The organism is Mycobacterium sp. 852002-51163_SCH5372311, assembly GCF_001667115.1.
Classification (GTDB): domain Bacteria; phylum Actinomycetota; class Actinomycetes; order Mycobacteriales; family Mycobacteriaceae; genus Mycobacterium.
In genome coordinates this window covers 60,888-86,367 of sequence record NZ_LZIJ01000079.1, presented here as the reverse complement: position 1 = coordinate 86,367, position 25,480 = coordinate 60,888, and the positions used below count along the sequence as shown (strand labels likewise).

General features: G+C 64.3%; 30 protein-coding genes. 13 read left to right on the top strand and 17 right to left on the bottom strand.

The annotated features are described in order from the left end of the window. Nucleotides 1-81 precede the first annotated feature (81 nt). On the bottom strand, nucleotides 82-594 hold the full coding sequence (locus A5791_RS10380) for an SRPBCC family protein (RefSeq protein WP_067234995.1): 513 nt from the start codon (nucleotides 592-594) through the stop codon (nucleotides 82-84). Between the two features lie 255 nt (nucleotides 595-849). Between A5791_RS10380 and A5791_RS10375 the strand changes: the two genes are divergently transcribed. The 4 genes from A5791_RS10375 to A5791_RS10360 are packed head-to-tail and all read left to right on the top strand — an operon-like array spanning nucleotide 850 to nucleotide 2,853. Beyond that, nucleotides 850-1,314, top strand: a complete 465-nt coding sequence (locus tag A5791_RS10375) for a MarR family winged helix-turn-helix transcriptional regulator (protein ID WP_067234993.1) — start codon at nucleotides 850-852, stop codon at nucleotides 1,312-1,314. Then, on the top strand, nucleotides 1,311-1,721 hold the full coding sequence (locus A5791_RS10370) for a PPOX class F420-dependent oxidoreductase (protein WP_067234990.1): 411 nt from the start codon (nucleotides 1,311-1,313) through the stop codon (nucleotides 1,719-1,721). Before A5791_RS10375 ends, A5791_RS10370 begins: the two co-directional genes overlap by 4 nt. Before the next feature lie 41 nt (nucleotides 1,722-1,762). Beyond that, a complete protein-coding gene (locus A5791_RS10365) occupies nucleotides 1,763-2,425 on the top strand; it encodes a class I SAM-dependent methyltransferase (protein ID WP_156661121.1) in 663 nt (220 codons plus the stop codon). Nucleotides 2,426-2,427: 2 nt separating this feature from the next. Further along, on the top strand, nucleotides 2,428-2,853 hold the full coding sequence (locus A5791_RS10360) for an ester cyclase (protein ID WP_067234988.1): 426 nt from the start codon (nucleotides 2,428-2,430) through the stop codon (nucleotides 2,851-2,853). On the opposite strand, the gene A5791_RS10355 is transcribed toward A5791_RS10360, so the two are convergent. The 6 genes from A5791_RS10355 to A5791_RS10335 form a co-directional block, all read right to left on the bottom strand. Beyond that, nucleotides 2,846-3,325: a carboxymuconolactone decarboxylase family protein gene (locus A5791_RS10355; RefSeq protein WP_067235275.1), complete on the bottom strand. Its 480-nt coding sequence runs from the start codon at nucleotides 3,323-3,325 to the stop codon at nucleotides 2,846-2,848. The two genes, A5791_RS10360 and A5791_RS10355, sit on opposite strands and share 8 nt — an antisense overlap. Before the next feature lie 4 nt (nucleotides 3,326-3,329). Continuing rightward, nucleotides 3,330-3,680 (bottom strand): GNAT family N-acetyltransferase, encoded by a 351-nt coding sequence (locus A5791_RS10350; RefSeq protein ID WP_067234985.1) that lies wholly within the window; start codon nucleotides 3,678-3,680, stop codon nucleotides 3,330-3,332. 173 nt (nucleotides 3,681-3,853) lie between these two features. Continuing rightward, nucleotides 3,854-4,630, bottom strand: coding sequence for an SDR family NAD(P)-dependent oxidoreductase (locus A5791_RS10345; RefSeq protein ID WP_067234982.1), 777 nt, complete (start codon nucleotides 4,628-4,630; stop codon nucleotides 3,854-3,856). A gap of 44 nt (nucleotides 4,631-4,674) precedes the next feature. Then, nucleotides 4,675-4,812, bottom strand: a complete 138-nt coding sequence (locus A5791_RS26440; RefSeq protein WP_156661119.1) for a hypothetical protein — start codon at nucleotides 4,810-4,812, stop codon at nucleotides 4,675-4,677. A 30-nt stretch (nucleotides 4,813-4,842) separates the two neighbouring features. Beyond that, nucleotides 4,843-5,505, bottom strand: a complete 663-nt coding sequence (locus A5791_RS10340; RefSeq protein ID WP_082966852.1) for a CE1759 family FMN reductase — start codon at nucleotides 5,503-5,505, stop codon at nucleotides 4,843-4,845. Next, nucleotides 5,502-6,617, bottom strand: a complete 1,116-nt coding sequence (locus tag A5791_RS10335) for an LLM class flavin-dependent oxidoreductase (RefSeq protein WP_067234978.1) — start codon at nucleotides 6,615-6,617, stop codon at nucleotides 5,502-5,504. Before A5791_RS10335 ends, A5791_RS10340 begins: the two co-directional genes overlap by 4 nt. Nucleotides 6,618-6,705: 88 nt before the next feature. Here A5791_RS10335 and A5791_RS10330 point away from each other — a divergent pair, with 88 nt between their 5' ends. Then, nucleotides 6,706-7,056, top strand: coding sequence for a GNAT family N-acetyltransferase (locus A5791_RS10330; protein ID WP_067234974.1), 351 nt, complete (start codon nucleotides 6,706-6,708; stop codon nucleotides 7,054-7,056). Between the two features lie 101 nt (nucleotides 7,057-7,157). Here the strand turns inward: A5791_RS10330 and A5791_RS10325 are convergent, their stop codons facing one another. The 4 genes from A5791_RS10325 to A5791_RS10310 all read right to left on the bottom strand — a co-directional run bounded on the left by A5791_RS10325 (nucleotide 7,158) and on the right by A5791_RS10310 (nucleotide 11,724). Next, complete coding sequence (locus tag A5791_RS10325) at nucleotides 7,158-8,990, bottom strand: acyl-CoA dehydrogenase (RefSeq protein ID WP_067234972.1); 1,833 nt, start codon at nucleotides 8,988-8,990, stop codon at nucleotides 7,158-7,160. Nucleotides 8,991-9,059: 69 nt separating this feature from the next. Continuing rightward, nucleotides 9,060-10,079 carry an oxygenase MpaB family protein gene (locus A5791_RS10320; RefSeq protein WP_067234970.1) on the bottom strand — a complete coding sequence of 340 codons (1,020 nt, stop codon included), beginning with the start codon at nucleotides 10,077-10,079 and terminating at the stop codon, nucleotides 9,060-9,062. A 133-nt stretch (nucleotides 10,080-10,212) separates the two neighbouring features. After that, nucleotides 10,213-10,941 carry a TetR/AcrR family transcriptional regulator gene (locus A5791_RS10315; protein WP_197504652.1) on the bottom strand — a complete coding sequence of 243 codons (729 nt, stop codon included), beginning with the start codon at nucleotides 10,939-10,941 and terminating at the stop codon, nucleotides 10,213-10,215. Between the two features lie 144 nt (nucleotides 10,942-11,085). Beyond that, nucleotides 11,086-11,724, bottom strand: a complete 639-nt coding sequence (locus A5791_RS10310; RefSeq protein WP_197504651.1) for a TetR/AcrR family transcriptional regulator — start codon at nucleotides 11,722-11,724, stop codon at nucleotides 11,086-11,088. Nucleotides 11,725-11,796: 72 nt separating this feature from the next. On the opposite strand from A5791_RS10310, the gene A5791_RS10305 reads away from it, so the two are divergent. Continuing rightward, nucleotides 11,797-12,651 carry a metal-dependent hydrolase gene (locus tag A5791_RS10305; protein WP_067234963.1) on the top strand — a complete coding sequence of 285 codons (855 nt, stop codon included), beginning with the start codon at nucleotides 11,797-11,799 and terminating at the stop codon, nucleotides 12,649-12,651. A 66-nt stretch (nucleotides 12,652-12,717) separates the two neighbouring features. Here the strand turns inward: A5791_RS10305 and A5791_RS10300 are convergent, their stop codons facing one another. Then, nucleotides 12,718-13,749 (bottom strand): fused (3R)-hydroxyacyl-ACP dehydratase subunits HadA/HadB, encoded by a 1,032-nt coding sequence (locus A5791_RS10300; RefSeq protein WP_067234960.1) that lies wholly within the window; start codon nucleotides 13,747-13,749, stop codon nucleotides 12,718-12,720. Nucleotides 13,750-14,016: 267 nt separating this feature from the next. Between A5791_RS10300 and A5791_RS10295 the strand changes: the two genes are divergently transcribed. From A5791_RS10295 to A5791_RS10280, 4 genes are all read left to right on the top strand, one after another. Continuing rightward, entirely contained in the window at nucleotides 14,017-14,262 is a 246-nt protein-coding gene (locus A5791_RS10295; protein WP_067234958.1) for an AbrB/MazE/SpoVT family DNA-binding domain-containing protein, read from the top strand. Further along, nucleotides 14,222-14,668 carry a type II toxin-antitoxin system VapC family toxin gene (locus tag A5791_RS10290; protein ID WP_369828042.1) on the top strand — a complete coding sequence of 149 codons (447 nt, stop codon included), beginning with the start codon at nucleotides 14,222-14,224 and terminating at the stop codon, nucleotides 14,666-14,668. Before A5791_RS10295 ends, A5791_RS10290 begins: the two co-directional genes overlap by 41 nt. A gap of 90 nt (nucleotides 14,669-14,758) precedes the next feature. Continuing rightward, a complete protein-coding gene (locus tag A5791_RS10285) occupies nucleotides 14,759-15,991 on the top strand; it encodes an acyl-CoA dehydrogenase family protein (protein ID WP_067234955.1) in 1,233 nt (410 codons plus the stop codon). Then, nucleotides 15,992-17,116, top strand: a complete 1,125-nt coding sequence (locus A5791_RS10280; protein WP_067234952.1) for an acyl-CoA dehydrogenase family protein — start codon at nucleotides 15,992-15,994, stop codon at nucleotides 17,114-17,116. Nucleotides 17,117-17,141: 25 nt separating this feature from the next. Here A5791_RS10280 and A5791_RS10275 read toward each other — a convergent pair whose 3' ends face one another. Then, on the bottom strand, nucleotides 17,142-17,801 hold the full coding sequence (locus A5791_RS10275) for a PAS and ANTAR domain-containing protein (protein ID WP_067234947.1): 660 nt from the start codon (nucleotides 17,799-17,801) through the stop codon (nucleotides 17,142-17,144). Between the two features lie 515 nt (nucleotides 17,802-18,316). Between A5791_RS10275 and A5791_RS10270 the strand changes: the two genes are divergently transcribed. Both A5791_RS10270 and A5791_RS10265 read left to right on the top strand, forming a co-directional pair. After that, complete coding sequence (locus tag A5791_RS10270; RefSeq protein WP_067234943.1) at nucleotides 18,317-19,057, top strand: SDR family NAD(P)-dependent oxidoreductase; 741 nt, start codon at nucleotides 18,317-18,319, stop codon at nucleotides 19,055-19,057. 193 nt (nucleotides 19,058-19,250) lie between these two features. Continuing rightward, nucleotides 19,251-20,687 (top strand): FAD-binding oxidoreductase, encoded by a 1,437-nt coding sequence (locus A5791_RS10265; protein WP_067234940.1) that lies wholly within the window; start codon nucleotides 19,251-19,253, stop codon nucleotides 20,685-20,687. Between the two features lie 10 nt (nucleotides 20,688-20,697). Here the strand turns inward: A5791_RS10265 and A5791_RS10260 are convergent, their stop codons facing one another. From A5791_RS10260 to A5791_RS26740, 3 genes are all read right to left on the bottom strand, one after another. Further along, complete coding sequence (locus A5791_RS10260) at nucleotides 20,698-21,894, bottom strand: acyl-CoA dehydrogenase family protein (protein ID WP_067234937.1); 1,197 nt, start codon at nucleotides 21,892-21,894, stop codon at nucleotides 20,698-20,700. Nucleotide 21,895: 1 nt separating this feature from the next. After that, entirely contained in the window at nucleotides 21,896-22,990 is a 1,095-nt protein-coding gene (locus A5791_RS10255) for an acyl-CoA dehydrogenase family protein (protein WP_067234933.1), read from the bottom strand. A gap of 329 nt (nucleotides 22,991-23,319) precedes the next feature. Continuing rightward, a complete protein-coding gene (locus A5791_RS26740; RefSeq protein WP_197504650.1) occupies nucleotides 23,320-23,487 on the bottom strand; it encodes a hypothetical protein in 168 nt (55 codons plus the stop codon). A gap of 122 nt (nucleotides 23,488-23,609) precedes the next feature. On the opposite strand from A5791_RS26740, the gene A5791_RS10250 reads away from it, so the two are divergent. Then, a complete protein-coding gene (locus tag A5791_RS10250; protein WP_067234929.1) occupies nucleotides 23,610-25,076 on the top strand; it encodes an amidase in 1,467 nt (488 codons plus the stop codon). A 4-nt stretch (nucleotides 25,077-25,080) separates the two neighbouring features. On the opposite strand, the gene A5791_RS25940 is transcribed toward A5791_RS10250, so the two are convergent. Continuing rightward, the gene (locus A5791_RS25940) at nucleotides 25,081-25,443 is read right to left on the bottom strand and encodes a hypothetical protein (protein ID WP_156661118.1); all 363 of its coding nucleotides are present in this window, start codon (nucleotides 25,441-25,443) and stop codon (nucleotides 25,081-25,083) included. Nucleotides 25,444-25,480 lie beyond the last annotated feature (37 nt).

Below are 25,480 nucleotides of genomic sequence, written 5' to 3'. Positions count from 1 at the left end.
TGCATTGCGTCGGCCCCCATCCCGCACCCATCTTGCCCAAACCGTTGAGGCCGACCCTCGTCATGGCGGTGTCCGTCGGCGTCATTTTTCGTAAGCATGCACGCTGGGCAGCGGCTGGCCGGTCTCGAGCAGCGTCTTGAGGCTGGACAAGGCCGCTGGCCAATCGCGGGCGACCGACGCACGCACCACACTGTCGGCGGGAAAACCGTCGTGGACGACGCTGAGCTTGACGATTGTCGGCAATCCTTCGAGCGGCCCGAGCTGTTCGAGCTCGAACCGTACGGTGGACACCGGCTCGGCGCTGGCTATTGGCACCACGTCGTCGCCGAACCCGTGGGAGTGTGCCCACTCGGAGGTGAATCCGTGCCAGGTGTAGGCCAACCGGCGGGATGGTTCGGCCTCGACGACGCGCTGATCGGGATCATCGACCCGCGCGCCCGCGCTTTCCCAGACCATCGGCGAGCCCGCTTGCCAATCTGTGTCGAACCGCACGCCCCACCAGCGATTGGTGTCTGCCGGATCGGTCAGCGCCTGCCAGAGGCGATGAGAATCAGTCGCAACATAGATCGTGTACTCGAATACGTTGTCAGCCATGCTTACTCGCCTCCGTACGTGTTCACCTGCCAACACCGAGATTGTTGAAGCTTCACCGACCACTGAGGCGGGCGTTGCCCGGGAAGTTACCGTCCCTCTAACGTGCAGATCCAAAGTAGTTTTAATTTATACTAAATGTATCTACTGTGGTAGTCTAGTTCTCACAACATCTCTCCGGCGGCGGCCGGATAGCCTTAGTCAGACTAGTTAAATATTGTATGACATTGAACTGTCCCAATCAAAGAGAGGTCCCTGATGGTCGCAGCGTTATGTCCCGACGAGCAGCGGGCGTGGCGTGCGTACATCGAAGCCAGCATCCGCCTGGAAACGCGGCTCGATGAAGCGCTGCGTGCCGGGACTGGGCTGACCCTGATCGACTATCACCTGCTGGTATTGCTCTCGGAGGCGCCGCAGCATCGGCTGCGCATGAACGAGCTCGCCGACTCGATGGTCTTTTCTCGAAGCAGGATCACCTACCAGGTCAATTCGCTTGCTAGGCGGGGACACGTGGTGCGCGAACCAGCCCCAGATGATGGCCGTGGCTACCGGGCCGTGCTTACCGCCACGGGGTACGAGACCCTGCGCCGGGCAGCGGTCAAACATGCGGCATCGGTGCGCGAACTGTTCCTTGCCAACCTCGAACCTGATGAACTGGCGTGTATGGGACGCGCTTTCACCAGGCTGGGGGAGCGACTGAAAGCGGCAGAGGACAGAGCATGATTTTTTCCCCCGCCGAGATGGCGTATCTACGGCAGCAGCCGATCGGGCGTCTGTGCACGATCGGGCCATCGGGCGAACCGCAAATCAGACCGGTCGCTGTGCATCTTGGTCACGACGGCTCGACCATCGAGATCGTCGGACACGCGCTCGCACAAACCCAAAAGTGGCGCAACGTCATCCGCAATCCCCGGGTGGCGTTCATCGTCGACGAAGTGATCTCCGTGCAGCCGCCTAACGCCCGCGGCATCGAAGTCCGCGGCATCGCCGCGGGACTGACCGGATGCGGCAGCACCGAGGGCGGCTTGAGTGGCGACATCATCTCGATCGTGCCCCGACGGATCGTGGCATGGGGACTTGACGGACCAGGCACCACCGCACGCAACGTCGACACCGGTGCCCGTCATTGACCGATTGCTGGTGTCAAGGATTTAAACGGAAGGAGCGGTACGTGACAGAACGCATAGATTGGGACGAGGCTTACCGCCAAGAGCAGGCCCCGGCATGGAACCTCGGTGAGCCGCAGCCCGAGTTGGCCAAGTTGATCGACCGAGAGGGCGCGGTTCGCGGCGAGGTGCTCGACGCCGGCTGCGGCTACGCCGAATTGTCGCTGGCCTTGGCCGCGCGCGGTTATCGGGTGGTCGGCGTCGAGTTGACGCCGACGGCGGTCGAGATTGCCACCGCGACTGCCAAAGAGCGCGGACTTTCCAACGTCACGTTCGTGCAGGCCGATATCTCTTCGCTTACCGGCTTCGACGGCCGGTTCTCCACCATTTTCGACAGCGGTCTGCTGCACGCGCTGCCGGCCGACGCGCGTGACAATTACCTGCAGTCGATGTATCGCGCTGCCACTGCGGGGGCGAAGTTCTACATTTTGGCCTTCGGGGCCGGCGCCTTCCCCGGGTATACCGAACCGCTGCCCGCACAGTTCAGCGAGGATGAGCTGCGCGATTTGGTGTCCAAATACTTCCATGTCGATGAGATCCGCCCGGCGAGCTTGTGCGCGACTAACACCGCGCTGCCCGTTGGGTCCGAATCGTCCACTGTCGCTGCCGAAGAGCGCGGATGGGTGCCACTGCCCGGCTGGTTAGTGACCGCAAGTAAGGAGAACTAGGGATGGTAACGATTACCAAGGCCCACGTGCAACGCTGGCTGGACGCGGGCAATACCCTGGATTCGCGCAAGCTCGCCGAGATCATGTCCGACGACGTCGTGATGCACCAGCCGCAGAACCCCAGGCCATTGACCAAACCGGACATGGTCGAGTTTTTCGGGATGCTCTGGAACGCCTTCCCCGACATGCACTTTCACGGGGAAGGCTCGACGATCGAGGGCAACGAGGCGGCATCGTGGGAACGCGTCACCGGTACCCTCACCGGCTCGTACGTCGATCCGACCAGCGGGCGCACCATCGAACCGACCGGCAAGAAATTCGATCTGCGCGCGGCCATGCATCTGGTGTTTGACGACGAGGGGCAGATCTCGGAGGTGAGCATCTTCTGGGACCGGCTGGCGTTCATGCAGCAACTCGGCCTCATGTAGCGGCCGGTGCGGCCGCGGGCCGACGCGGTACTGGGTGCCTGCTGAGGATGGAGACCCGGTTGAATGCGTTGATCGTGATCGCACCCCACAGCAGCACCGACACCTGCTCGTCGGTGAGATGCATTCTGGCTCGGGTGTATTGCTCGTCGCTGAGGTGATGCTCGGCGACCAATGTGACCGCCTCGGCGAGTTCGAGTGCCGCCCGCTCGAGGCCGCTGAAGAACTCGGTTTCTCTCCAGCCAGGTAGAACGGCCAGGCGCTGCGGCGCTTCACCGGCCTCCAGCGCCAGATGTGTGTGCAGATCGAGACAGTAGACGCACCGGTTGAGCTGAGAGACCCGGATATTGACCAATTCCATTGTGGTGCGCGACAAACCGGCCGCTTTCGCCTGCGCCTGCAACTCGGTTGCCGTGGTGACAAGTGCTTTGTAAACCAGCGGTGTTTGCTTATCGATGAAAATTCGTCCTGGCATCACGTCAACCCTGGCGGGCGCGAACTGCCGTCAACGCCGCGGGTGTCACGGGATCGAGGACGTCATCGAAGTCGTGATGCTTTTTGACGTACTTGGCGACATAGGGGCACACCGCGACGATGCGCTTGCCGTCCGCGCGGGTGTCGCTCAATGCCGCCGCCACCAGGGTCGCGGCCAGGCCGCGGTCGGAGAACTCGGGGCTGGTCTCGGTGTGGTAGAAGATCCGCTGGCCATCGGTATCGACGTATGCGGTCAGTCCCGCGAGTTCTTCGCCGACGCAGATCTCATAGCGGTGCGATTCTTCTGCATTTCTGACCGAGGGCGTCTCGGTCGGCTCGGAACGGTCCTCTGACATACCGAACCACTATGCCGTAGCGGCCTCACTCGCATGTCCGCAATTCAGCTTTGTGAGCGCTCGACCGAGGTCCACGACGAGTGCGAACTGTTTGCCATGAAATCGGACCGCGGTATCCCCACTCCGGCTCAAGTGGTGCGCCGAGCTGGTGCACCACTTCCTGCAGTGGCGGTCTACATCCAGCCGCCGGCGGCCTCGAGAGTGGAGCCGGTGATGTAGGAGGCGTCGGGGGAGAGCAAAAACGCTACAGCGGCGGCGATTTCGCGCGGGTCGGCCCATCGGCCCAACGCGTTCTTCGATTTGAGCACCGCCTCGCGGTCCTGCTCCCTAAGGGCGGGGTGGATATAGCTGTCCGTGGCGGTGGCGGCCATGTCGGTGTGGGTGCCCCCGGGCGCGATGGCGTTGATGGCGATACCCCGTTCAGCGAGTTCGGGTGCGAGGTTGCGCGCCATGGCCGACACCGCGGCCTTGGCCGCCCCGTAGAGGGTGTGCTGGTAGACCGAGATGCGGGCGCTTATCGAGGCGGTCAGCGTGATCCGCCCACCCTCAGACATCGCGGCGACCGCAGCTTGGGTGGCGAAGAGCTGGCCGGCGACGTTGATTTGGAAAACACGATCGAAATCGGCCTGGGTGATAGAGTCCAGCGCGCCGAAATGCTCGACACCGGCGTTGCTGGCCAGCAGGTCGAGCCCGCCGAACTCGGCCACCACTTTCTGCACCAGCTCCCTGGTTTGCGCCGGGTCGCCAACATCAGCCTGAAATGCCGACGCCTGATGTCCGGCGTCGCGCAACTCCCTCACCAGAGCCTCCGCGGAAGCAGCGTTGGACACATAATTGACGGCCACCGCTGCCCCCTCGGCCGCGAGCCGACGCACGATAGCCGCGCCGATTCCGCGACCGCCACCGGTCACCAGCGCCCGCTTGCCTTCAAGCCTGTTTAGTTGCCCCATCTGTGTGATCCTCTCTTTGCGTTGCGGCGGAACTGATTCGACTCCTAGTCCGGACTGCTTTCCTCACCGACGGTGACGACGGCGATCAGATCACCTCCCTGCAACTGCGCAACGGAGTCGCCGGGGTCAACCAGGTGCTCGACTTGCGCGACGGCCGTGCGGTGCTTGAAGTTTCCCGCCACGCGTCGATAGACCACGTTTGCTGGGGGAGCTCAGTCCTCGACGGTGCCGGCGTCGGCTCTATCGCGCCAGGAACCAGCGCCGCCAGCCGATTCCAGCAGCTGTTCCATGGTTGCGGCTTCCTCGGCGAACAGGTCGCGTCGCTGGTGGGAGCCGCAGGATTGCACCAATCGGGCATAGTCGGCGGCCGCCTTGGTGATCCGCTCGCTGAGCGCCGTTCCTTGCCGGGCGCCGAAGTCATCGGTGGCTGCGTACACGCCGGTGGGGGACACGATGGCGTGCAGGTAGGAGAACATCGGCCGCAACGCGTGTTCGAGCACCAGCGAATGACGCTCGGTCCCGCCGGTCGCCGCGATCAGCACCGGCATGTCGGACAAAATCCCTTCGGGCAAGACGTCGAAGAACGATTTGAACAATCCGCTGTAGGAGGCATTGAATGCCGGTGTCACGGCGATGACACCGTCGGCTTCGGCGACGATGTCGAACGCTGATTCCAGGTCGCTGGGCGGGAACCCGGTCAGCATCGCGTCCATGATGGCCCGGCCGATCGGGCGCAGTTCGACCACCGATGAGGTCGCCGGCGCCTTTAAGCCGGCCAGTTCGGCGCGCACGGCGGTGTCGATCCGATCGGCCAGAAGTCGGGTGGAAGACGGTTCCCGTAGTCCTCCGGAGATGATCGCGAGGGTGGTCGTCACGTGCTCTCCTCATCTGGTTGGTCGCCTTTGTCTGACTCGGCTGCTGCCGATGCCACCAGGGACTCGTGGGTCGGGGCGTCGGGCACGTTGCTGGCCCTCACCGCGGCGAATTCTTTGCGAAGCACCGGGATCACGTCCTCACCCAGCAAGTCGAGCTGCTCGAGAACGGTCTTGAGCGGCAGGCCCGCGTGATCGATCAAAAACAGTTGCCGTTGGTAGTCGCCGGCGTAGTCGCGAAACCCCAGGGTTCGGTCGATGATCTGCTGCGGTGAGCCGACCGTCAACGGGGTTTGCGCCATGAAGTCCTCCAACGAAGGCCCGTGCCCATATACCGGGGCGTTGTCGAAATACGGCCGGAATTCGGCGATCGCGTCCTGGCTGTTCTTCCGGATGAAGAGCTGCCCGCCCAAACCGACAATCGCCTGGGAGGCGCTGCCGTGACCGTAATGTTCGAACCGTTGCCGGTACAGCTGCACCATCCGGGCGGTGTGCGAGGACGGCCAGAAGATGTGGTTGGCGAAAAAACCGTCACCGTAGTACGCGGCCAGTTCAGCGATTTCCGGGGTTCGGATCGACCCGTGCCAGACGAAGGGCGACACATTGTCCAGTGGACGCGGGGCGAGCGTGAAACCCTGCAGGGGAGTACGGAATTTGCCTTCCCAGTCCACCACCTCCTCACGCCAGAGCCGGCGCAACAGGCCGTAGTGCTCGACCGTCAACGGCAGCGCCGCTCGGATGTCTTGACCGAACCAGGGGTACACCGGCCCGGTGTTGCCGCGACCGAGCATCACGTCGACGCGGCCACCGGACAGGTGCTGCAGAACGCTGAAGTCTTCGGCGATCTTGACCGGATCGTTGGTGGTGATCAGCGTGGTCGAGGTGGACAGAATGATCCGCTCGGTTTGTCCGGCGATGTACCCCAGCAATGTCGTCGGTGATGACGGGGTGAATGGGGGATTGTGGTGCTCGCCGGTGGCGAAGACGTCCAAACCGACCTCTTCGACTTTCTTGGCGATCGCCACGGTTGCCCGGATGCGCTCGGTTTCGGTGGGTAGCACCCCGGTGGTCGGGTCCGGGGTCACATCGCCGACGGTGAAAATCCCGAATTGCATGCCGGACACGACACCACCTTTCCATCCTTGGGTACAGCTCGGGCGTATGTGTGCAGCTGCACCACCGCTGCGGGCATACTGGTTTGGTATGTCACCTGATGGTCCCGAGCCGCCCGGTGCGCGGGTGGTCCACAACGCGGTCGAGTCGCAACGTTACGAGATCACGATCGATGGGGATAGCGCCGGGTTTGCCGCCTATGTCGACACCAACGGTCAGCGGATCTTCTACCACACCGAGACCAGCCCCGAGTTCTCCGACCGCGGCCTGGCCGCGACCCTGGTGGCGGCGGCATTGAGCGACACCCGCGCGGACGGCAAGCGCATCGTCGCGGTGTGCCCCTATGTCGCCAAGTACGTCAAAAAGCATCACGATTTCGATGACATTCTGGATCCGGTGACCCCAGCGGCAACGCAGGCCGTTCGCGACCTTCGGCAATGACCATGCGCGACGGCACGCCGATCGGCCTGGGCAGCTTCTCCCGCCGCGATGCATTCAGCTGACCGCGACCCCGAAAGCGTCAATGTCACCGTCGCGGATCCTTAGAATCCTGACTCGGTGAGTTCCATGATGTCGTTGTCCAGAGTGGTCAGGGTGTGGCGCAAGGCGGTCAGCTGCGGTAAAACATTGCGGGAGAAGAACTTCGCGACCGTGACCTTGCCCTCATAGAACGCCGCATCGGAACGGGTTGGGTCGGCTGCGAGGGCGGCGATCGCGACGTCGGCCTGCCGCAGCAGTTGCCAGCCGATGAGCAGGTCGCCGAAGGCGAGCAGGAACCGCACGGAGCCCAGGCCCACTTTGTAGAGTTCGGTCGGCTGCGCCGCCGCGCCCATCAGGTAGCCGGTCAGCGCGGCGGTCATGGCCTGCACATCGGCCAGGGCGGCGCCCAAAAGGGTTCGTTCGGGGTCAAGGCAGCCGTTGGGCGGCTTGTCGATGAATTTTTGGACCTGTGTCGCCAAATGCGCCAGTGCGACGCCCTTATCGCGGGCAATCTTGCGGAAGAAGAAGTCTTGGGCCTGAATGGCGGTGGTGCCCTCATACAGAGAGTCGATCTTGGCGTCTCGGATGTACTGCTCGATCGGATAGTCCTGCAGATAACCCGATCCCCCGAGCACCTGCAACGACTCGGCGAGGCATTGATAGGCGCGTTCGGAGCCGACACCCTTGACCACCGGGAGCAGGAGGTCGTTCACGCGGAACGCAAGGTCCTGATCGGCGCCCGAAACCAATTGCGCCACATCGTGATTCTGGTGGGCGGCGGTGTAGAGGTAGACCGCACGCAGACCCTCGGTATAGGCCTTCTGCATCATCAATGACCGCCGCACGTCGGGGTGATGCATGATGGTGACCTTGGCCGCGGTCTTGTCAGTCATCTGGGTGATATCCGACCCTTGGATGCGGGTCCTTGCGTACTCGCGCGCATTGAGGTAACCGGTGGACAGCGTGGCGATCGCCTTGGTGCCCACCAACATTCGCGCGTACTCGATCACGTCGAACATCTGCGCGATGCCTTGATGCACCTCACCGACCAGCCATCCCACCGCTGGGATCCCGTGGCCGCCGAACGTCAGCTCGCAGGTGGCCGAGCCTTTCAGACCCATCTTGTGTTCGAGGTTGGTGGCGAACACGCCGTTGCGTTCGCCGAGATCACCGGTTTGGGTATCGAAGTGAAACTTGGGGACGAAGAATAAGCTCAACCCCTTGGTGCCTGGTCCGGCTCCGTCTGGGCGCGCCAGCACCAGGTGAAAGATGTTCTCATACAGATCGCCGGAATCGCCTGAAGTGATGAACCGTTTGACGCCGTCAATATGCCACGACCCGTCGGCTTGCCTGACCGCCTTGGTTCGCGCGGCGCCGACATCTGAGCCTGCGTCAGGTTCGGTGAGCACCATCGTTGCGCCCCAATGGCGTTCGGCGGCGAGGGTTGCCCACTTCTGTTGTTCCTCAGTGCCAAGACCGAACAAAATGTTGGCGAAGGTTGCGCCGGCCCAGTACACATGCGCGGCCGGATTAGACCCCAAAAACATTTCCACCATCGCCCAGTACAGCGCCTTCGGTGCAGGTGTGCCGCCGACCTCAGGTCGCAAGCCAAGCCGGTCCCAGCCGCCTTCGAAAGCGGTGCGCAGTGAGGTTTTCAACGACTCGGGCAAAGTCACCTCATGGGTGCGGGGATCAAAAGTCGGCGGGTTGCGGTCGGCCTCGGCGAACGACTCGGCGTAGGGTCCCTCAGTCAGACGACGCACCTCGTCAAGGATGGCGCGGGCGACGTCTTCGCGCAGATCTCCGTAGTCGCCGGTCTGCAGGACTTCACCGATCCCGAGCACCTCGAACAGGTTGAACTCCAGGTCCCGGAGGTTGCTCTTGTAGTGGCCCACAGACGTTCTCCTGATGTCGTGGCTATCGGATTTCGGCGACGAGAATGTCCACCGGGTTGTCTGTGCCGATCAACCCGCCTGGGCGGCGAGGCGGGCTTCGTCGGCGGCGGGGCGGTTGGCCGCCAGCTGGGCACGGGAGTAGTGGGTTCGCCAGCCCGGCTGGCCGAAGCGCCGGCGAAGGGCAAAGTAGGTGGGGCCGAAACGGCCAGTGACGGGCCGTGGCACGGCGCGCCAGAAAAGACTGTGGGCACGGCGTTCGACGCGGTCGACGAACGTCGTTCGTAATCCCATGTCGGCGTGGAATTTCTGCGGAACACCCGCCAGCACGCCGACCCGGATGGTGCGTGTCAGCGGCAGCGACACCAGCCGCCACACCGGCATGGGGACCCGGTCCCATCCGCGCGGTTTCGGCGGTCGGAGAGCGTGCTCGACGATAAACCGGACCTGTGGGTTGACTTGGAGCGTGTCGTCGACGATGGGCTGCCAGTAGGCGCAGAACTCGGGGTAGGTGTCGGGCAGGCTGCGCACACCGAACCGGCGTCCCAGCTCGTTGAGACCGCGATAGGCGTCCTCAAGCTCAGCGTCATTGCGCAGCAAGCCGAACTGGTCGGCGATGTCGATCCCGCCCTTGAGTATGGAACCCCAGGTCCAGTTCCACATGTCCTTGTTCCACGCGTGGTAGGCGCTGCCGTCCGGCATTGAACCCGCCACCGGGCGATGCAGTTCGTGTAGTCCGTGTGCGACGTCGTCGCTTTCGGGGCCGGCGAACACAATGCCCATCACCATCTCGTAGGTGCTCAGCAGCCGTCGGCTGGCGGCTTGCAGTGTGGGAAGGTCCTCGCTGCCGCTCAGTGCACGGTCCTTTTCGCTGAGGACATGGGCGATCTTGGGGTGCAGCGTCGGCATGATCAGCGCTGGCACGTTGGCGTACAGCAATACCAGAGGATGAGCGACTACCCAGCGGCCGAATGTACCTTCACCGAGCGGGTCTTCGAGCCTCCCGGCGGAGACCTGCGGGCGGGCAGCGTCCGAATCGACTTCGGCCAGCACGGAGCTGCGGCTGGCGGCGGGGGCGGGGGCGTATGCCACAACGAACTCCTCACAAGCGGGTGAACTGAGATCAGAAAACGACCGTCTTCTCAATTGGGGGGACGTTAGCATGCCCCTCCCGACGACCGCCAGCCGCCGATGGGTCGTTGAGTGCGCCGCGGCGATGCCGTTGCTAGGGTTTGCCGAGCGGCTGCTGGCGTTCTTCAACGGTGAGCACGACGCGTTCCAGCACCGCCTGCGCTGGCGCAGTGATGTCAAGCAAGCTCGACGCCGGCGCCGATCCGAGATGTTGCACCACAAGCTCATTGACCCCGCCGAGTCCAGCAATGATCAGCGCACGGTCCATCGAGGTCGATGCCGGATCCGGCCCTTCCGGACCGCGTACCCGGCGCAGTCCTTCCACCAGCACCGCCGCAAAATCCGCCAAACCGCGTGATCTACGCTCTCGGATCCGGTCGGTGGAGGCCACCGCCTCCACCACCAGACTCTGCGTGAAAGCCGGATTGGCGGCCAGCGTTGCCAGGTAAGTGGTCAGCCCGGCTCCAATCACTGCCTTCGCGCTCTGAGCTGCAGCGGCAGCCACCCGCATCCGATACACGAGGAGGTCGACCGCCGAATAGGTCGCCAGAAAAGCGCTCTCTTTGTCGGGATACAGCTCGTAGAACGTCTTCGTCGAAATTCCCGCCCGCGCGGCGATCTGGCGCACACTGGCCCCGCTGTAGCCGCGTTCTGCCACGACCTCCACGGTGGCCACCCGCAACCGGGCCTCCTGCGAGGAGCGCACCGCATCACGTGACAAGCTATGCCGGTGCCGCGGAAGCACACCAAGCACATCCCCGGAGAGCTCCCAAATCGCCACTGCCGACACCCGCTTAGCGCCGACCAGATCCGGTTCGCTCACCTGCATGTCCTACTTCACATTCTGAACTGCACCGGTAAGTCCGGAGACTTTGCGATCTGAGATTCAGCCGGCGGCTGGTCTCTGGTGTTGAGCGTAATCGGCGACCTCGAGTTCGACAGGCGGCGTATCGAACTACGGGACCAGCTATTCGGCGGCGCGGTCCGCCAGAACGTAGCCGGCGAGGCTGCCCAACAACCCGGCGCAGTGCTCAACCAGTTGATCAGGGTGGTAGTCGAGTTCGCCGTCGGCCCAGCGGCGCAGCACTTCGAACACTCCGCCGACACCCAGGATTGCGGCGAGTTGGCCGACCTCGACCGCGGAATCGGAGATGTCCAGGTGCAGCCGGGCCTGTTGCCAGACGAGGTCGGCGAAGCTCGCCATCAGCTCGCTGCGGAGTTGGCGCAAAGTGGGTTCGGTGCCGGATTCCACGAACAGTATCCGGGCCAGCCGCGGGTCGTTGTGGATCATGGTCAGCATCGCGCGGATCGGGGCTTGCGCCAGCGCATCGGGTGCGAGGTTACCTTCGGGGATAGCCGCCACGATGGCGCCTTGCATGGTGGTGCGGAGTTGCTCGGCGACGGCGCGCAGCAGCGCGTCGCGGTCAGCAAAGTGCTGGTAGAAGTAGCGCGAGGTCACCCCGGACGTCGCGCAGACCGCGGTGACCGTGGTGTCGGCGGCGCCCCGGGTGCCCATCAGCTCGATCGCCGTATCAATGAGACGTGCTCGACGTCCCGCCTCGCGCTGCTCAGCTGTCATGCCGCCATAAATCCGCGCCGGACTCACGGGCTACAGTCTGTCATTCCTATCTGACTAGGCGTAAAGTCAGATGTAAGTTTCTACCGACAGGAGACCGCTATGTCCAGCGCATCGCCGGCCAAACGCCCTGCTCTGAAAGCCCGCCGGGTTCAGTTCACGCTTCCCACGGGCAGCCGGAAGCATTTCTGCGGCGACGACCTGGTGATGAGCCACTTCCTCGCGGTGCTGTCCGCGGTGTTTCCGGAGGGTGAGGACTTGTTCATCCGGTCCGTGCGCAACTATCGCGACCAGGTGACCGACCCGGAACTGCAGGATGCGGTCAAGGGATTTATCGCTCAGGAGGCCACCCATCGCCATCAGCACCGGATGCTCAACGACCGGCTCCTGGAGATGGGTTATCCCACCGCGCGGATCGACCGCCACGTCGCGTGGTTGCTCGCCAAGCTGGAAAAGATGTTCTCCACCGAGATGGCCCTGGCCGGCACCGCGGCCCTGGAGCACTACACGGCGACGCTGGCGGAGCTCCTGCTCACCGACGACGAGATGCTGGAGCTGCTCGGCCGATCGGACGTGCGCCCGATCCTGCTGTGGCACGCCTTCGAAGAGTGTGAGCACAAAGCGGTGGCCTTCGATGTTTTCCAAGCGGTCGGCGGAACCGAGCGCAGCCGGGTGCGGGCCATGCGGATTGCCACGGTGATCTTTTTGGCCGAGGTGGTCTTCCAGACGCTCCGGTCGATGGCCCGCGACCGCGCGTCTTACAATCCCCGACGGCTGCTGCGAAGCCTCAACGATTTCCGCAAATCGCCGTTGCTGAGCGCCGAGACTCGTCGTCGCATCGCCTCCTACACCCGCCCGGGATTCCACCCCGACGACTGGGACAGCACCGAGGTCCTCGACCGCTGGTCCAAGGAACTCTTCGACGCGGACGGAAATCAGCTCGTGCAGGCGAGGTAGCACCAGCCTGACGAGCAAACGCGAAAGCCCCCGATCCACAACGAAATTGGGGGCTTTTGCGTCTGCTCAGCGGAAGCGGACGTGCAACGTCGCCAGGCCGAAGATCTTTCGGCCGCCGGATTTCGCGCCGACGATGACGACACCGCTGCGGGTGGCCGGGTCCAGGGACTTGATCCGGCCGCTGAATTCGATGTCTGCGCCCTCTGCGGCCGATACGATCGCCGGCGCGGACAGCCGTACCGCGTAGCGGGTAACGGCACCGGGGTCGCCCGACCATGCGGAGGCGAATCCGGCGCCCAAACCCATGGTGAGCATTCCGTGGGCGATCATGTCGGGCAGCCCGGCCAGCTTGGCAAGGTTCTCGTCCCAGTGGATCGGGTTGGCGTCGCCGGCCACCCCCGCATAGTTGACCAGGTCGCCACGGGACAGCCGGGCATGATGCACCGGTAGCTCGTCGCCGACCTTCACGTCGTCGAAAGACCTACTCCCCGGCGTGCGGGTCGTGCCGCCCTCGGAGATCCGAACCTCACCCTCAGGCCGCACCGTTTTCTGGTAGGCGGAATGGGACTCCTCAATATCGAGGACGTTGAAATCGTGCATCATCGCCCTGTGCACGGCGGCCTTGACCGCAGGATCGACATCCTCGGTGGTGAGGCCGACGACGGTGGTGTGCAGGGTGTGCACCCGCTCGCCGGCGGTGTCGGTGAAGGTATTGGTCACGGTGATCAGGTCTCTTCCGGCGATCCTGCGTACCGATGTCAATTCGACGTCGACCAGCAGGTCGTCGCCCGCCACGATCGGGCGGTGCTGCTCGAAAACTTCCTCGGTCTGCACGTAGGTGTCGTAACCAACGACCACCTCTTCGAACATCCGCCGATTGCACGCCATGCCTGGGACCGATGTGAACGTCAGCGGCGCCACCAGGCCCGAATAACCCAGCTCGGCAGCGGCGGCGACATCCCAATGCGCAGGGTGATAGTCCTGGACTGCACGGGCGTATTCGCGCACTTTCTCGCGGCCGACCTCGTAGGTGTCCGCCATCCGGTAGTAGTGGCCGACCCGCGATTCGATCGCCGATGCCTCTGCTGCTGCGGTCATGATTCCTCTACCGTTCCGTCGGCTGGTTGTTGAGGCCGACCGAAGCACACTAGCGCGTGGCGACGCGTTGCCGGCTGTCCGAGTTATACCGACGGACCGCTGCAGAGGTGCGGCGCGGACACTTCGAGACGGCCTGTGAGCTGACGAACGACGACCAACGACACGGCTGGGTTCTCTCCCCGCAGGGAAGCTGGGCCTTTTGAACAGGCGCGACGTCGTTCATGTCAGCCAGCTACCATTTTGCCAATTGGATGGTAATTTGGTGCCATGCAGGTGACGGTGGATCGGCTGGGGCGGCTAGTCATTCCCAAGGCGCTGCGCGTAGCACTGGGCATCACACCGGACACGCAACTCGAATTGATTCCGGACGGCTCCGGTTTACGAATCGAGCCCGTGCAGCGGCGACAACGGTCGATCGAGACACGAGACGGGCTTCCGATACTCGGCAGCATCGAGGGTGCCGTGCTGACGGATGATGACGTCCGCCGACTTCGCGATGACGTCCAAAGGTGACCGTTGGGCATGCGACACCAGCGTTGCTGTCGCTGCTCTCGATCCGACCCACGAAGCCCACTCGGCGTGCCGACGAGCACTCGTCCAATTTCGCCCGGCACTCGCAGGCCATGCGATGTTCGAGACGTATTCGGTGCTGACTCGGCTACCGATTCCGCTGCGTCTGACTGCTACCCAAGCGGCCGCGGTGCTGATGGAGGCATTCCCGACAAAGTGTTGGCTCGATGCAACGGCGACAGACCGCCTATTCGAGCAACTCGCCGTCGACAATATCCTCGGCGGATCGGTCTATGACGCTCTTGTCGGCAAGGCCGCATTGACCCATCGCCGGATCCTGCTCACGCGTGACCGCCGGGCGGAGCGCACCTACCGCTCACTCGACGTCGAGTACCGGGTCGTCGACTGACGCTGCCGGTGCAGGCGAACCCACAGCTACAACCGGTTCAGTGAGAGCTAGACTCACCGGACCTGATACGACTTCACCGCCGGGACATACATGGATCTGCAATGGTCAGAGGCTGACCGGGCATTCCGGGACGAGGTCCGGCGTTTTCTTGACCAGAAGCTGACCCCCGATCTGCGCCGAGCGGGCCGTCTGATGACCAGCGTCTACGCCGACCACGACGCGAGCATGGCGTGGCAGGCAGTTCTGCACGAACGCGGCTGGGCGGCGCCGGCGTGGCCGGTTGAATACGGCGGTTGTGACTGGACCCTGACGCAGCACTACATCTTCAGTCGCGAATCGGCACTCGCAGGCGCTCCGGCGTTGTCTCCCATGGGAATTCGGATGGTCGCGCACGCGATCATCGCGTATGGCACCGACGCGCAGAAAGACTACTTCTTGCCCCGCATCCTGACCGGCGAGGTCTTCTTTTGCCAGGGATACTCCGAGCCCGAGGCCGGGTCGGATTTGGCGGCGCTGTCGATGGCTGCCGTAGCGGACGGCGACGATCTGGTATGTACCGGCAGCAAGATCTGGACCACCCATGCCGCCGAGGCGAATTGGATGTTTGCGCTGGTACGCACCTCCCGCATGCAAAAGAAACAGCAAGGCATCACATTCGTGTTGATAGACATGACCTCGCCCGGTGTGTCGATTCGCCCGCTGGTCATGACCTCGGGTGAACAGATTCAGAACCAGGTGTTCTTCGACGAAGTACGGGTGCCCAAAGCCAATGTCGTCGGCGAAATCGACAGCGGCTGGACGGTGGCGAAGTATTTGTTGGAGTTCGAGCGCGGTGGCGGCGCGGTAGCGCCGGCCCTGCAAGTACGGGCCGAGGAGATTGGTGCGGCGGCAAAAGGCCAACCCGGACCGGGCGGCGGACGGCTGGCCGACGACCAAGCCTTCATGCGCAAACTGGCGGACGCCCGTATCAAGGCGGAGGTGTTAGAGGTTCTCGAGTACCGGGTGCTGGCCGCGGTGGCCGAGGGCCGCAACCCCGGCGCGTCGTCGTCGATGCTCAAGATCCTGGGCACCGAACTCAGTCAGGTGCTCACCGAACTCGCGCTGGAGGCGGCCGGACCACGCGCCCGCGCCTACCAGCCCCACGCGACGATGCCCGGCGGCCCGATCGCCGAATTCCAGCCGCCTGCCGACGGATACCTGTCCGGCGAGCCGTGGCAGGCGGTAGCGCCGCTTCGGTATTTCAACGACCGGGCTGGCTCAATTTACGCGGGCAGCAATGAGATTCAGCGAAACATCCTTGCCAAGGCGGCGCTGGGACTGTAAATGGACTTCAATCTGACCGATGAGCAGCAACTGCTGCGGGACGGGCTGGCAAGGTTTCTCGCCGCACGATACAACCTCGAGACGAGCCGCGCGGCCGCGAAGACCGGTGCCGGCTGGCAACCTGATATCTGGCGCGGCTTCGCGGCCGAGCTGGGCATTCTGGGCGCCTCGTTTCCCGAAGATGTCGGCGGAATCGGCGGCGGCCCAGTCGAACTCATGGTTATCACCGAGGCGCTCGGCCACGCACTTGCGATCGAACCGTATGTCGACGCGGTCGTGGTTGCCGGCGGGTTGTTGCGCCGCGCCGGTGGGCCGGCCGCGACATCGGTGCTGGAGGAGATCATTGCGGGAAATGCAATTGTGGCGTTGGCTGCTGCGGAGGCGAATTCGGGTGATCGTTGGCAGGACGTGTCGACGGTGGCCCAACCCGACGGTGACGGCTGGGCATTGAATGGCTCCAAGATCATGGCTATGGGTGCGCCGCTCGCCACCCATCTTCTGGTTACCGCACGCACCCCCGGCGCAGACGGAATCTCGTTGTTTCTCACCGAGGTTGGCGCCACTGGTATCGAGACACACCCGTATCGAACCATCGACGACCGGCGTGCGGCCGACATCGAGTTCAATGATCTTTGGCTGCCATCGCACGCCTTGCTCGGCGATGCGGGCAAAGCATGGCCATCTTTGGCTCGGGCGCGAGACGAGGGCGCCGCGGCGATCTGCTCCGAGGCAGTTGGCTGCATGCGAAAAGTCTTGGCGGACACCGTCGAATACTGCAAGCAGCGCCAGCAGTTCGGGCAGCCGATCGGCCGGTTTCAGGTGCTGCAACACCGCATGGTCGACATGTATATGGAACTCGAACAATCTGTCGCCGCGGTCTATCTCGCAATCCTCAACCTGGACGCCGACGACGCTCTCCGGGCTCGCGCGGTATCGGTTGCCAAGGCGACCGTCGGCCGGGCGGCGCGGTTCATCGGCCAGCAAGCCGTGCAGCTGCACGGCGGGATGGGGATGACCGAGGAGCTGGCGATCGGCCATTACTTCAAGCGGCTCACCGCAATTCAGTACGAGTTCGGGACGACGGATCAACACGTCGCGCGGTATGTCGAGCTGACGAAGTCGTAGCCCACCGGACGCGTGCGTCCGCTTGCTAAGCGGTGAGCAGGGCGTGGTCGATGTAGGCCAGCCGTTCGGGCGGTGCTTTCTCTTTGATGGCGGCCAGGAAGCGGGTGGCCAGGTCGCGCAGCTTGGAGTTGGTTTCCTGGGAGCGCCAAACCAGGATGTCGAAGGCACGCTCGGCCGATATCCCATACGCGGCCATCAGTACGCCCTTGGCCTGTTCGATACGGGCCCGGGCGGTCGCCGCCTCGGAGAGCACGGCGGTGATGTCGGATTGCACTGCCTCGGTGACGTCGACGTAGAACCCGGTAGTGCCGACGACCGTCCCGGTTTTGTCGAGTAAGGAGTCGCCGACCACTACCACCGTGCGGGTGTGTCCGGCGGTGTCGATGATGCGGTGCCGGCTGCTGAACGGTTCGCCCCGCAGCACTCGTTCCAAGGCAGCCGCCACTTGGTGCCGGTCGTCGGGATGCTTGTGTCGCAACAGGAGCTCAGTTGTGGGCTGTACCGCTTCGCTACTTTCGTAGCCGTGCATGCGCGCCACCGCGTCTGACCATTCCCAGCGCTGGCCTTCGAGGAAAAATCGGAATCTGCCGACCCGCTGCGAGCCGCCGGCTCCCAGCACCTCGTCGATGACGCTCAGTTCGTCAGCCAACTGCGAGGTCCAGGCCTCGTCTGCCGGCTGGGGCATACCGTGATGGCCGACTGGCGGAGGATCCTTCTCCTGAACAACCCTGCCGTCTGGCGACTCATCTCGCCTCTTGGACGTCACGTCGTCCTCCCGTCAGAGCGACCTCGATCATTGGACGCATCGGCAGCAGCAATCCAGCGCGCAAAGCCCGACTCCGCGCCGCGCAGACTCGTGTGCCTGTACGTCCCACAGGGGATACCCAAAGTCATCCGTGGAACGCAGGCCACGGATGTCTGGACGGGCGCAGTAGCCGGCTGTGCGGACGACGCAAGTCATGGGCCCCCATAGCAGCCGTTACGTTACGCCCGTAGTTGCGTCGCCGTAGCTGGTTTGTCGAACCACTCGGGCCGAGCGCCGCAACGTCGACTCACAGAGGCCGTCGCTCGAGACAAGGCCGCTTGGGCCCGTCCACCGGGTGCAACTATTGACATGCGTCAAACGGAGATACGTAGGCATCTGATACCTTTGCGGCACAACGCATCTAGAGAGCGACGGCTGAGGTCGGAAGGCAGACATTGACAGCTTTGAGGGACAAGATCGCGCTGGTGACAGGCGCCTCGTCGGGTCTGGGCGCGGAGACGGCACGCCTGCTGTCCCACCGGGGCGCGACGGTCTTCGGCATCGCACGAGACGCCGATCGGCTCGCCGCGGTGTTCGCCGACGTCGAGGGTGGTGCCTATGCATCGGTGGATGTGGTCTCGGCGCAAGCCTGCAGCGGTGCTGTCGAGCAGTGCGTCGCAAGGTTCGGTGGACTCGATGTGCTGATCAACATCGCCGGGCGGCACCAGATGCGCCGAACCGAGCTGATGAGCGACGAGGACTGGACCGACGACCTCGCCACCAATCTGAGCGGCCCGTTCTACCTGTGCCGCGCCGCGTTGCCGCACCTGCTGGCCCGCGGCGGCAATATCGTCAACGTCGCCTCCATCGCCGGCGTCGAGGGCCAGGCGTATTCGGCCGGATACTGCGCGGCCAAACACGGGTTGATCGGGTTGACCCGTGCGCTGGCCGTGGAGTACACGGCGGATCGCTTGCGCGTCAACGCAGTATGCCCCGGCGGGATGCTCACACCGCAGATCGAACAGTTCAGCGCCCCAGAGCATCCCAACTACGATCTGATCATGCGTTCGGCCGCACCGCGCGGCATGATGCAGCCCGGTGATGTCGCCAACGTGATCGCATTTCTTGCGAGCGACGACGCCGCGGCCGTTCACGGTGCCGTCTACCGGGTTGACAACGGCAAGGGCGCCGGCTGAGGCCACGCCCGAAAACCGTCTGCCCGCCAACGGTAAAGGTTCGGCCACGGTTAAGTATCGCGCGACATGGCAACCGGGGAAGTCGTCCTCCCATAGCTAACAATGCGGGACATGACGCAAAACGCGGGATGGTGCCGGCCCGCAGCGCCCGGCTGCGCCGCGCTCGCGACCGTCACTGCACAGGAGCGCGACGTTGGCGCATGAGTTTTCGCGTCAGACGTTTCTGCGGGGTGCCGCCGGAGCGTTGGCCGCCGGCGCGGTCTTCGGCCCGGTGCGTGCCACGGCCGCTCCTAACGCCTCTGGCTGGGAAGGCCTTTCTTCCGCCCTCGGCGGGAAGGTGTTGCTCCCGGATGGGCCCCAATTCGCAACGGCCAAACAAGTTTTCAACACCAATTACAACAACTCGACGCCGGCCGCGATCGTCACTCCGACCTCGACTGCCGACGTGCAAAAGGCCATGGCATTCGCCAGTGCCCACAATCTCAAGGTCGCGCCGCGCAGTGGAGGCCACTCCTATACAGGGGCGTCCACCGCCAACGGAACCATGGTGCTCGACCTGCGTCAGTCGCCGGGTGGCATCAATTTCGACGCCGGCAGCGGCCAGGTCACGGTGACTCCCGCGACGAGTTTGTACGCGATGCATGAGGCGCTGGCCGGAGCCGGCCGGGGCATCCCGACCGGGACCTGCCCGTCGGTCGGCTCCGCAGGGCATGCCCTGGGCGGTGGAATGGGGGCCAATTCCCGTCACGCGGGCCTGCTCTGCGACCAGTTGACGTCGGCATCGGTGGTGCTGCCCGGCGGCCAGGCGGTCACCGCGTCAGCCGCCAGCAACCCCGATCTGTTCTGGGCGTTGCGCGGCGGGGGCGGCGGTAATTTCGGGGTGACAACCTCGCTGACCTTTGCCACGTTCGCCACCAAGAACCTCGACGTGGTCAACCTCAACTTTCCGCCGCAGTCTTTCGCACAGGTGCTGGTCGGTTGGCAGAACTGGCTGCGTACCGCCGACCGAAACAGCTGGGCACTGGCGGACGCCACCGTCGAACCGACGGGTACACATTGCCGGATTCTTGCGACCAGCCCGGCCGGGTCGGGGAATAGCGTTGCGGCCGCGATCATTTCGGCTGTCGGACTACAACCAACCGGCACCGAGAACCATACTTTCGACTACATGGACCTGGTGAAGTATCTGGCCGTCGGGAACCTCAACCCGTCGCCGCTCGGATATGTCGGCGGTTCTGATGTCTTCCCCACCGTCAACGCCGCCGTCGCAAAGGGGATCGCCGCCGCGGTCGACGCCTTTCCCCGTGGCGCGGGCCGCATGCTGGCCATCATGCACGCGCTGGACGGCGCCATGGCCAGCGTGGCACCGGGGGCAACCGCCTTTCCCTGGCGCCGACAGTCCGCGCTGGTGCAGTGGTATGTCGAAACTTCGGGTGACCCATCGGCGGCGGCCGGCTGGCTCAACACGGCACACCAAGCGGTGCAACCGTATTCGGTAGGCGGCTACGTGAATTATCTGGAGCCCAACCAGCCTGCGTCGCGGTACTTCGGGCCGAATCTGTCCCAGCTGAGCGCCGTACGGCAGAAGTATGATCCCGGCCGGGTCATGTTCTCCGGGCTCAACCTGTAGAGGCCATGGTTCAGCTGCGCCGGGCTTGGCGGAAGGGAATGTCGCGGTCGGCTTCGGGTTCCTTGGGCAGCCCCAGCACGCGTTCCCCGATGATGTTGCGTTGGATCTGATCGGTACCGCCCCCGATCGAGGTGAAGAAGGCGTTGAGGGCAAGGAAGTTGACGTCGTCGGCCTCGGGGTTGTCGCGGCCCGCCAGCAGAGCTTGGGCTCCGATCAGCTCGGTTTTCATCCGGGCCTCGGCGTGCAGAATCTTCGACATCGCAAGTTTTCCCAGGGACATGATCGAACTCGACGTGCCCTGTGCTGCCGTGGCTTTGGCGCGTGCATTGTTGAGCGAGTTGAGTTCTCGCATGGCCACGACCTTGGCCAATCGCAGCCGGACGGCGGGATCGTCGAGGCGGCCATGGTCGCGGGCCAACGCGATGAGATCGTCCGCACGCGAACGGTTACGGGAACCGCGACCGCTGTCACCCATGATGGAGCGCTCGTAGGCCAGCGCGGTCTGCAGCGATCGCCACCCGTTGCCCTCGCCACCGAGGAGGTATTCGTCGGGCACCGTCGCGTCGGTGATGAAGACTTCGTTAAAGTGCGACTCTCCGGTGATCTGCACCAACGGTCTGACCTCGATACCGGGCTGTTTCATCGGGAGAAGGAAGAAAGTCAGCCCATTGTGTTTGGGTACATCCCAATCGGTGCGGGCGATCAGAAGTGCGTAGTCGGCGGTCTTCGCCCCCGACGTCCACACCTTCTGCCCGTTGACAATCCAGTGGTCGCCTTGTCTGACCGCTGTCGTGCGCACGCTGGCAAGGTCGGAGCCTGCTCCGGGCTCGCTGTACAACAGGCAGGTTCGGGCACGCTCGGTCAGGAAGTCGCGCAGCAACTCGTGCTTGAGCGTGTCGGAGCCCAACTTCAGCGCGGTGTTGGCGAAAATGTTGTATTTGTCCTGTCCAGCACCGGGCGCCTTGACAGCACGGAACTCCTCGATCACCACAGTGGCGAGTTCAGGGGGATACCCCCGACCGAACCATTCGGTTGGATACGTCGGTACCGCATAGCCTTCGTCGACGACCTTCTCCAGCCACGCAATCCGCTCCGGCGGACTGCTCCATGGATCATCGGATTTCGGAAGCTCGGTCCAGTTGGCGGCCAGCCATCCGCGGACCTCGGCGCGCAATTCGCCGGCGGGAGGCAAAGTAGCGGAGGACATTTCACGCGCCTTTCGAAACGAGGTAACGCTCGCGGAAGAGTGCGGGGGCTCCGAACAGCTGCATGCCGGTGCGGGCCCGACGAAGGAAAAGGTGGGCGGGGTGCTCCCAAGTGAATCCGATGCCGCCGTGCATCTGAATCGCTTGCATGGCAGTGGACTCGTAGGCTTCGGCGCATACGAATCCCGCCAGAGCGATTGCCCCGGTGGATTTCTCGCTTTGTGAAGCCTTTGTCGCCGCGGCATGGTGTGCCGCGGACATCGCGGATTCATTCTCCAGGAGTAGATCGGCGGCCATATGTTTGAGCGCCTGGAAGCTGCCGATCGCCCGCCCGAATTGGACCCGCGTCTTGAGGTAATCGATTGTCATATCGAAGATCCTGCGAGATCCGCCGACCTGCTCTCCTGCGAGTGCGATCACCGCGAAGTCCAGCGCGTCCTGAACGGCTTGCCATCCCGCGCTGCCAAGTCGTCGCGCAGGTGTGTGACGAAACGTGAACGTCGACAGTCGCACGGTGGGATCGAAAACCGTTGCCGCGGTGCGGGCGAAACCGTCGGCGTCGGGTGCCACCTCGAATACGCCGATGCCGTCGGGGGTGTGGGCGACAACGAGAATGACGTCGGCGACCTGGCCCCAGGTGACGTAATGTGCAGCACCGGAGAGCGTAGTGTCGGTGTTCGTCTGCACGGCAACGCCTTCCGGTGTCCAAGTTCCGCGCTCACCGGTAATCGCGACGGTACCGATCGCTGAGCCGTCGGCGAGGCCAGGTAACAGCCGGCGCTTGTCGTCCTCCGAACTCGCCGCCTGAATCAGCGCGACGGTCAGGACCGCGCTGGACAACCACGGCGAGGGAAGTAGTGCGGCGCCGATCTCCTCCGCGACGGCCTCGAGTTCGAGCGCGCTCAGTCCGACCCCTCCGTACTCGCTGTCGACCAGGACGCCGGTGACCCCTTGTTCGGCCAGCATCCGCCAAACGTGGTGATCGAACCCGTCTTCGGTGTCGATCACACGGCGCACGTCGGCCTCGGTGCAGCTGTCATGCAGCAGGTCTCGGATCGCTGCCTTCAACTCGGCACGTTCGTCCACGCTGATTGTCATTGCTCACCCCTCCGGCGCGGAGCATGTTAACGATGGCACCCGATCACACCCGCCATTCGCGCATCGGAAAATCGGGCCGTGTTGCGTGTCTGCAAAACGATAGCCCCGGCGACATCCGAAGCCGTAGCCTGCGCCGGCTAACACCCGGTCAGCCCGCCGGCAACCTGAGAACGAAACCGTGGGAAGCCGCGACCCGTTTTTCCGGGGCGTTCTGATCGGCCACCCAATCGTCCATGGCGCTTCCTGTTCCTGGCCGTCGCGCCGAAGCAGCAATTGCGGAAATCTTGTTCCGCACCGCGAAGCGTGAATGGCACTACGGCAGCGGCGGGCTACCGCGTGCTCTCATCGGGAAGTTGGCGTTGAGACTGGTGCGAGCCCGGCGCGTCAGGGTCGTCGCCTTGGTGCTCCAGTTGCTCTTCCTCTTCACGTTGCGCTTCGGTTGCCTTCCGGGCGTCCTTCGGCACCGGCGCCGAATTGCTGTTGCCTGGCTGATCCACGCTAAGCCTCCCCGGAAGTCAGTAGTTGCTTCCGATCAGGATCTCCCGAATCACTCGCCGCGAAACCCTGCCATGGGTACTCGTCGTTACCGAAAGGCGGCCGCCCGACATACGGTCAGACGATGAACTTCGACGAGTACCGGAAATACGACGCCACCGGGCTGGCGAAGCTGGTCGCTGACAAAGAGGTGACGGCAGCCGAGCTGCTCACGCAGGCTCGGGAGCGGGCCGCCGCCGTGAACCCGCGGATCAACGCGATCGTGCGTGACATCCCTGCGTCGCCCGACGACCTCAGTGGCCCATTCGCTGGGGTCCCGTTTCTGATCAAGGACATCGCCCAGGACTACGCGGGTCTGCCCACCTCGCAAGGCTCACGCTCGCTGATGTCGACGCCTGTTGCCGAGCACGCCACCGTTGTCCAGCGCTGGATCGACGCCGGTCTGGTGATCTTCGGCAAGACCAACCTGCCGGAGTTCGGGGCCAAGGGGATCACCGAGCCGGTGGCCTGGGGGCCGGCGCGCAATCCGTGGGATCTGCAGCGGACGCCGGGCGGGTCGTCAGGCGGGTCGGCAGCCGCGGTCGCGGCGGGCATCGTTCCGTGCGCCGGCGCGAACGATGGCGGCGGGTCGACGCGCATCCCGGCGGCGTGCTGCGGTCTGGTCGGTCTGAAGCCAGGGCGTGGGCTGACGCCCATGGGCCCTGCAACCGGTGAGTCCATGCACGGCGCGGCGGTGCAGGGCGTGGTTTCACGGACTGTGCGCGACACGGCCGCCATGCTCGACATCATTTGCGGCGGAGAACCTTTCGGGCCATACCTGCCTGCCGTGCCGGACGCGCCGTTCACGTCGTCCCTGGACGGGGACCCCGGGAAACTCCGGATCGGCGTGCGGGTGCCGTCGGCGATCAATCCGAAGCCGCACCGGGAGGCCTTCGCGGCCGTCGAAGCGGCCGCACGCGTGCTGACCGACCTTGGCCACGACGTCGAGGAACTGGCGCAAGCACCGTACGACGACGCCGCCCTCGCCCGAGAGTTCCTGCTCACCTGGTTCGTCCACCTGGCCTGGGAGGTCGACGAGGCGAAACGGTTGACCGGAGCGGGCAACGAGTCATTCGAGCGCGACACGCTGATCATGGCCGCACTCGGCCGCGCGACCAGCGGCGTCGACTATGTCCACGCCGTCCAGCAGCGCCACGAGCACACCCGACGGCTGACCACGTTCTTCGAGTCGTACGACCTGCTACTGACCCCCACATTGGCGACCCCGCCGCCGAAGATCGGCGAATTCGACTTGCCGGGCGCATTGCAGCGCGGAGCCGACGCGCTGATCAAGACCCGCGCCGCCGGCCTGTTGCGTCACACCAAGATCGTCGACGACATGGTGCAGCAGAACCTCGGCTGGGTGCCGTACACCCAGCTGGCGAATCTCACTGGGCGCCCGGCGATTTCGCTTCCGCTCCATTGGACCGCCGAGTCTCTGCCGCTCGGTGTGCAGTTCGTCGCGCCGCTGGGCGGCGAGTTACTGCTGATCCGGCTGGCGGCCCAGCTTGAACAGGCGCTCCCGTGGACCGACCGGGTAGCCCCGATCTAGGTCCTCACAGGCCGCCGCACTGCGCCGGGCCGCTGAAGATCGTGGCCCACGGCGGACAGCCGGGCGGCGGCGGTGATCCCGGAGGCGCGGGTGGCCCTGCCGGCGGGATAGGACCGGTGGGATAAAGCCACACATGACCCGTGTCCTCGTCGACCACACCGGTAGGGCCGTAGTGATAGTTGTGGCAGACGTTCCAGTTCCAGTGCACGAAACTCGTGTTCGGCGGGCCGCCAGGAGCCCAGTTCGGCGGATCGCCTGGGCAGTACGGCCGGCCGGTCGCCTGCGCGGTCCCCGTACCCAGACCCGCCAGAACCACGCCACCGGACATCAGCAGAGCCGTTGTCAGCCATGCGATGCCTCGCCTCATGATCGGTCCTCTTCATTGCCGCGCCGAGCTAGTGGAA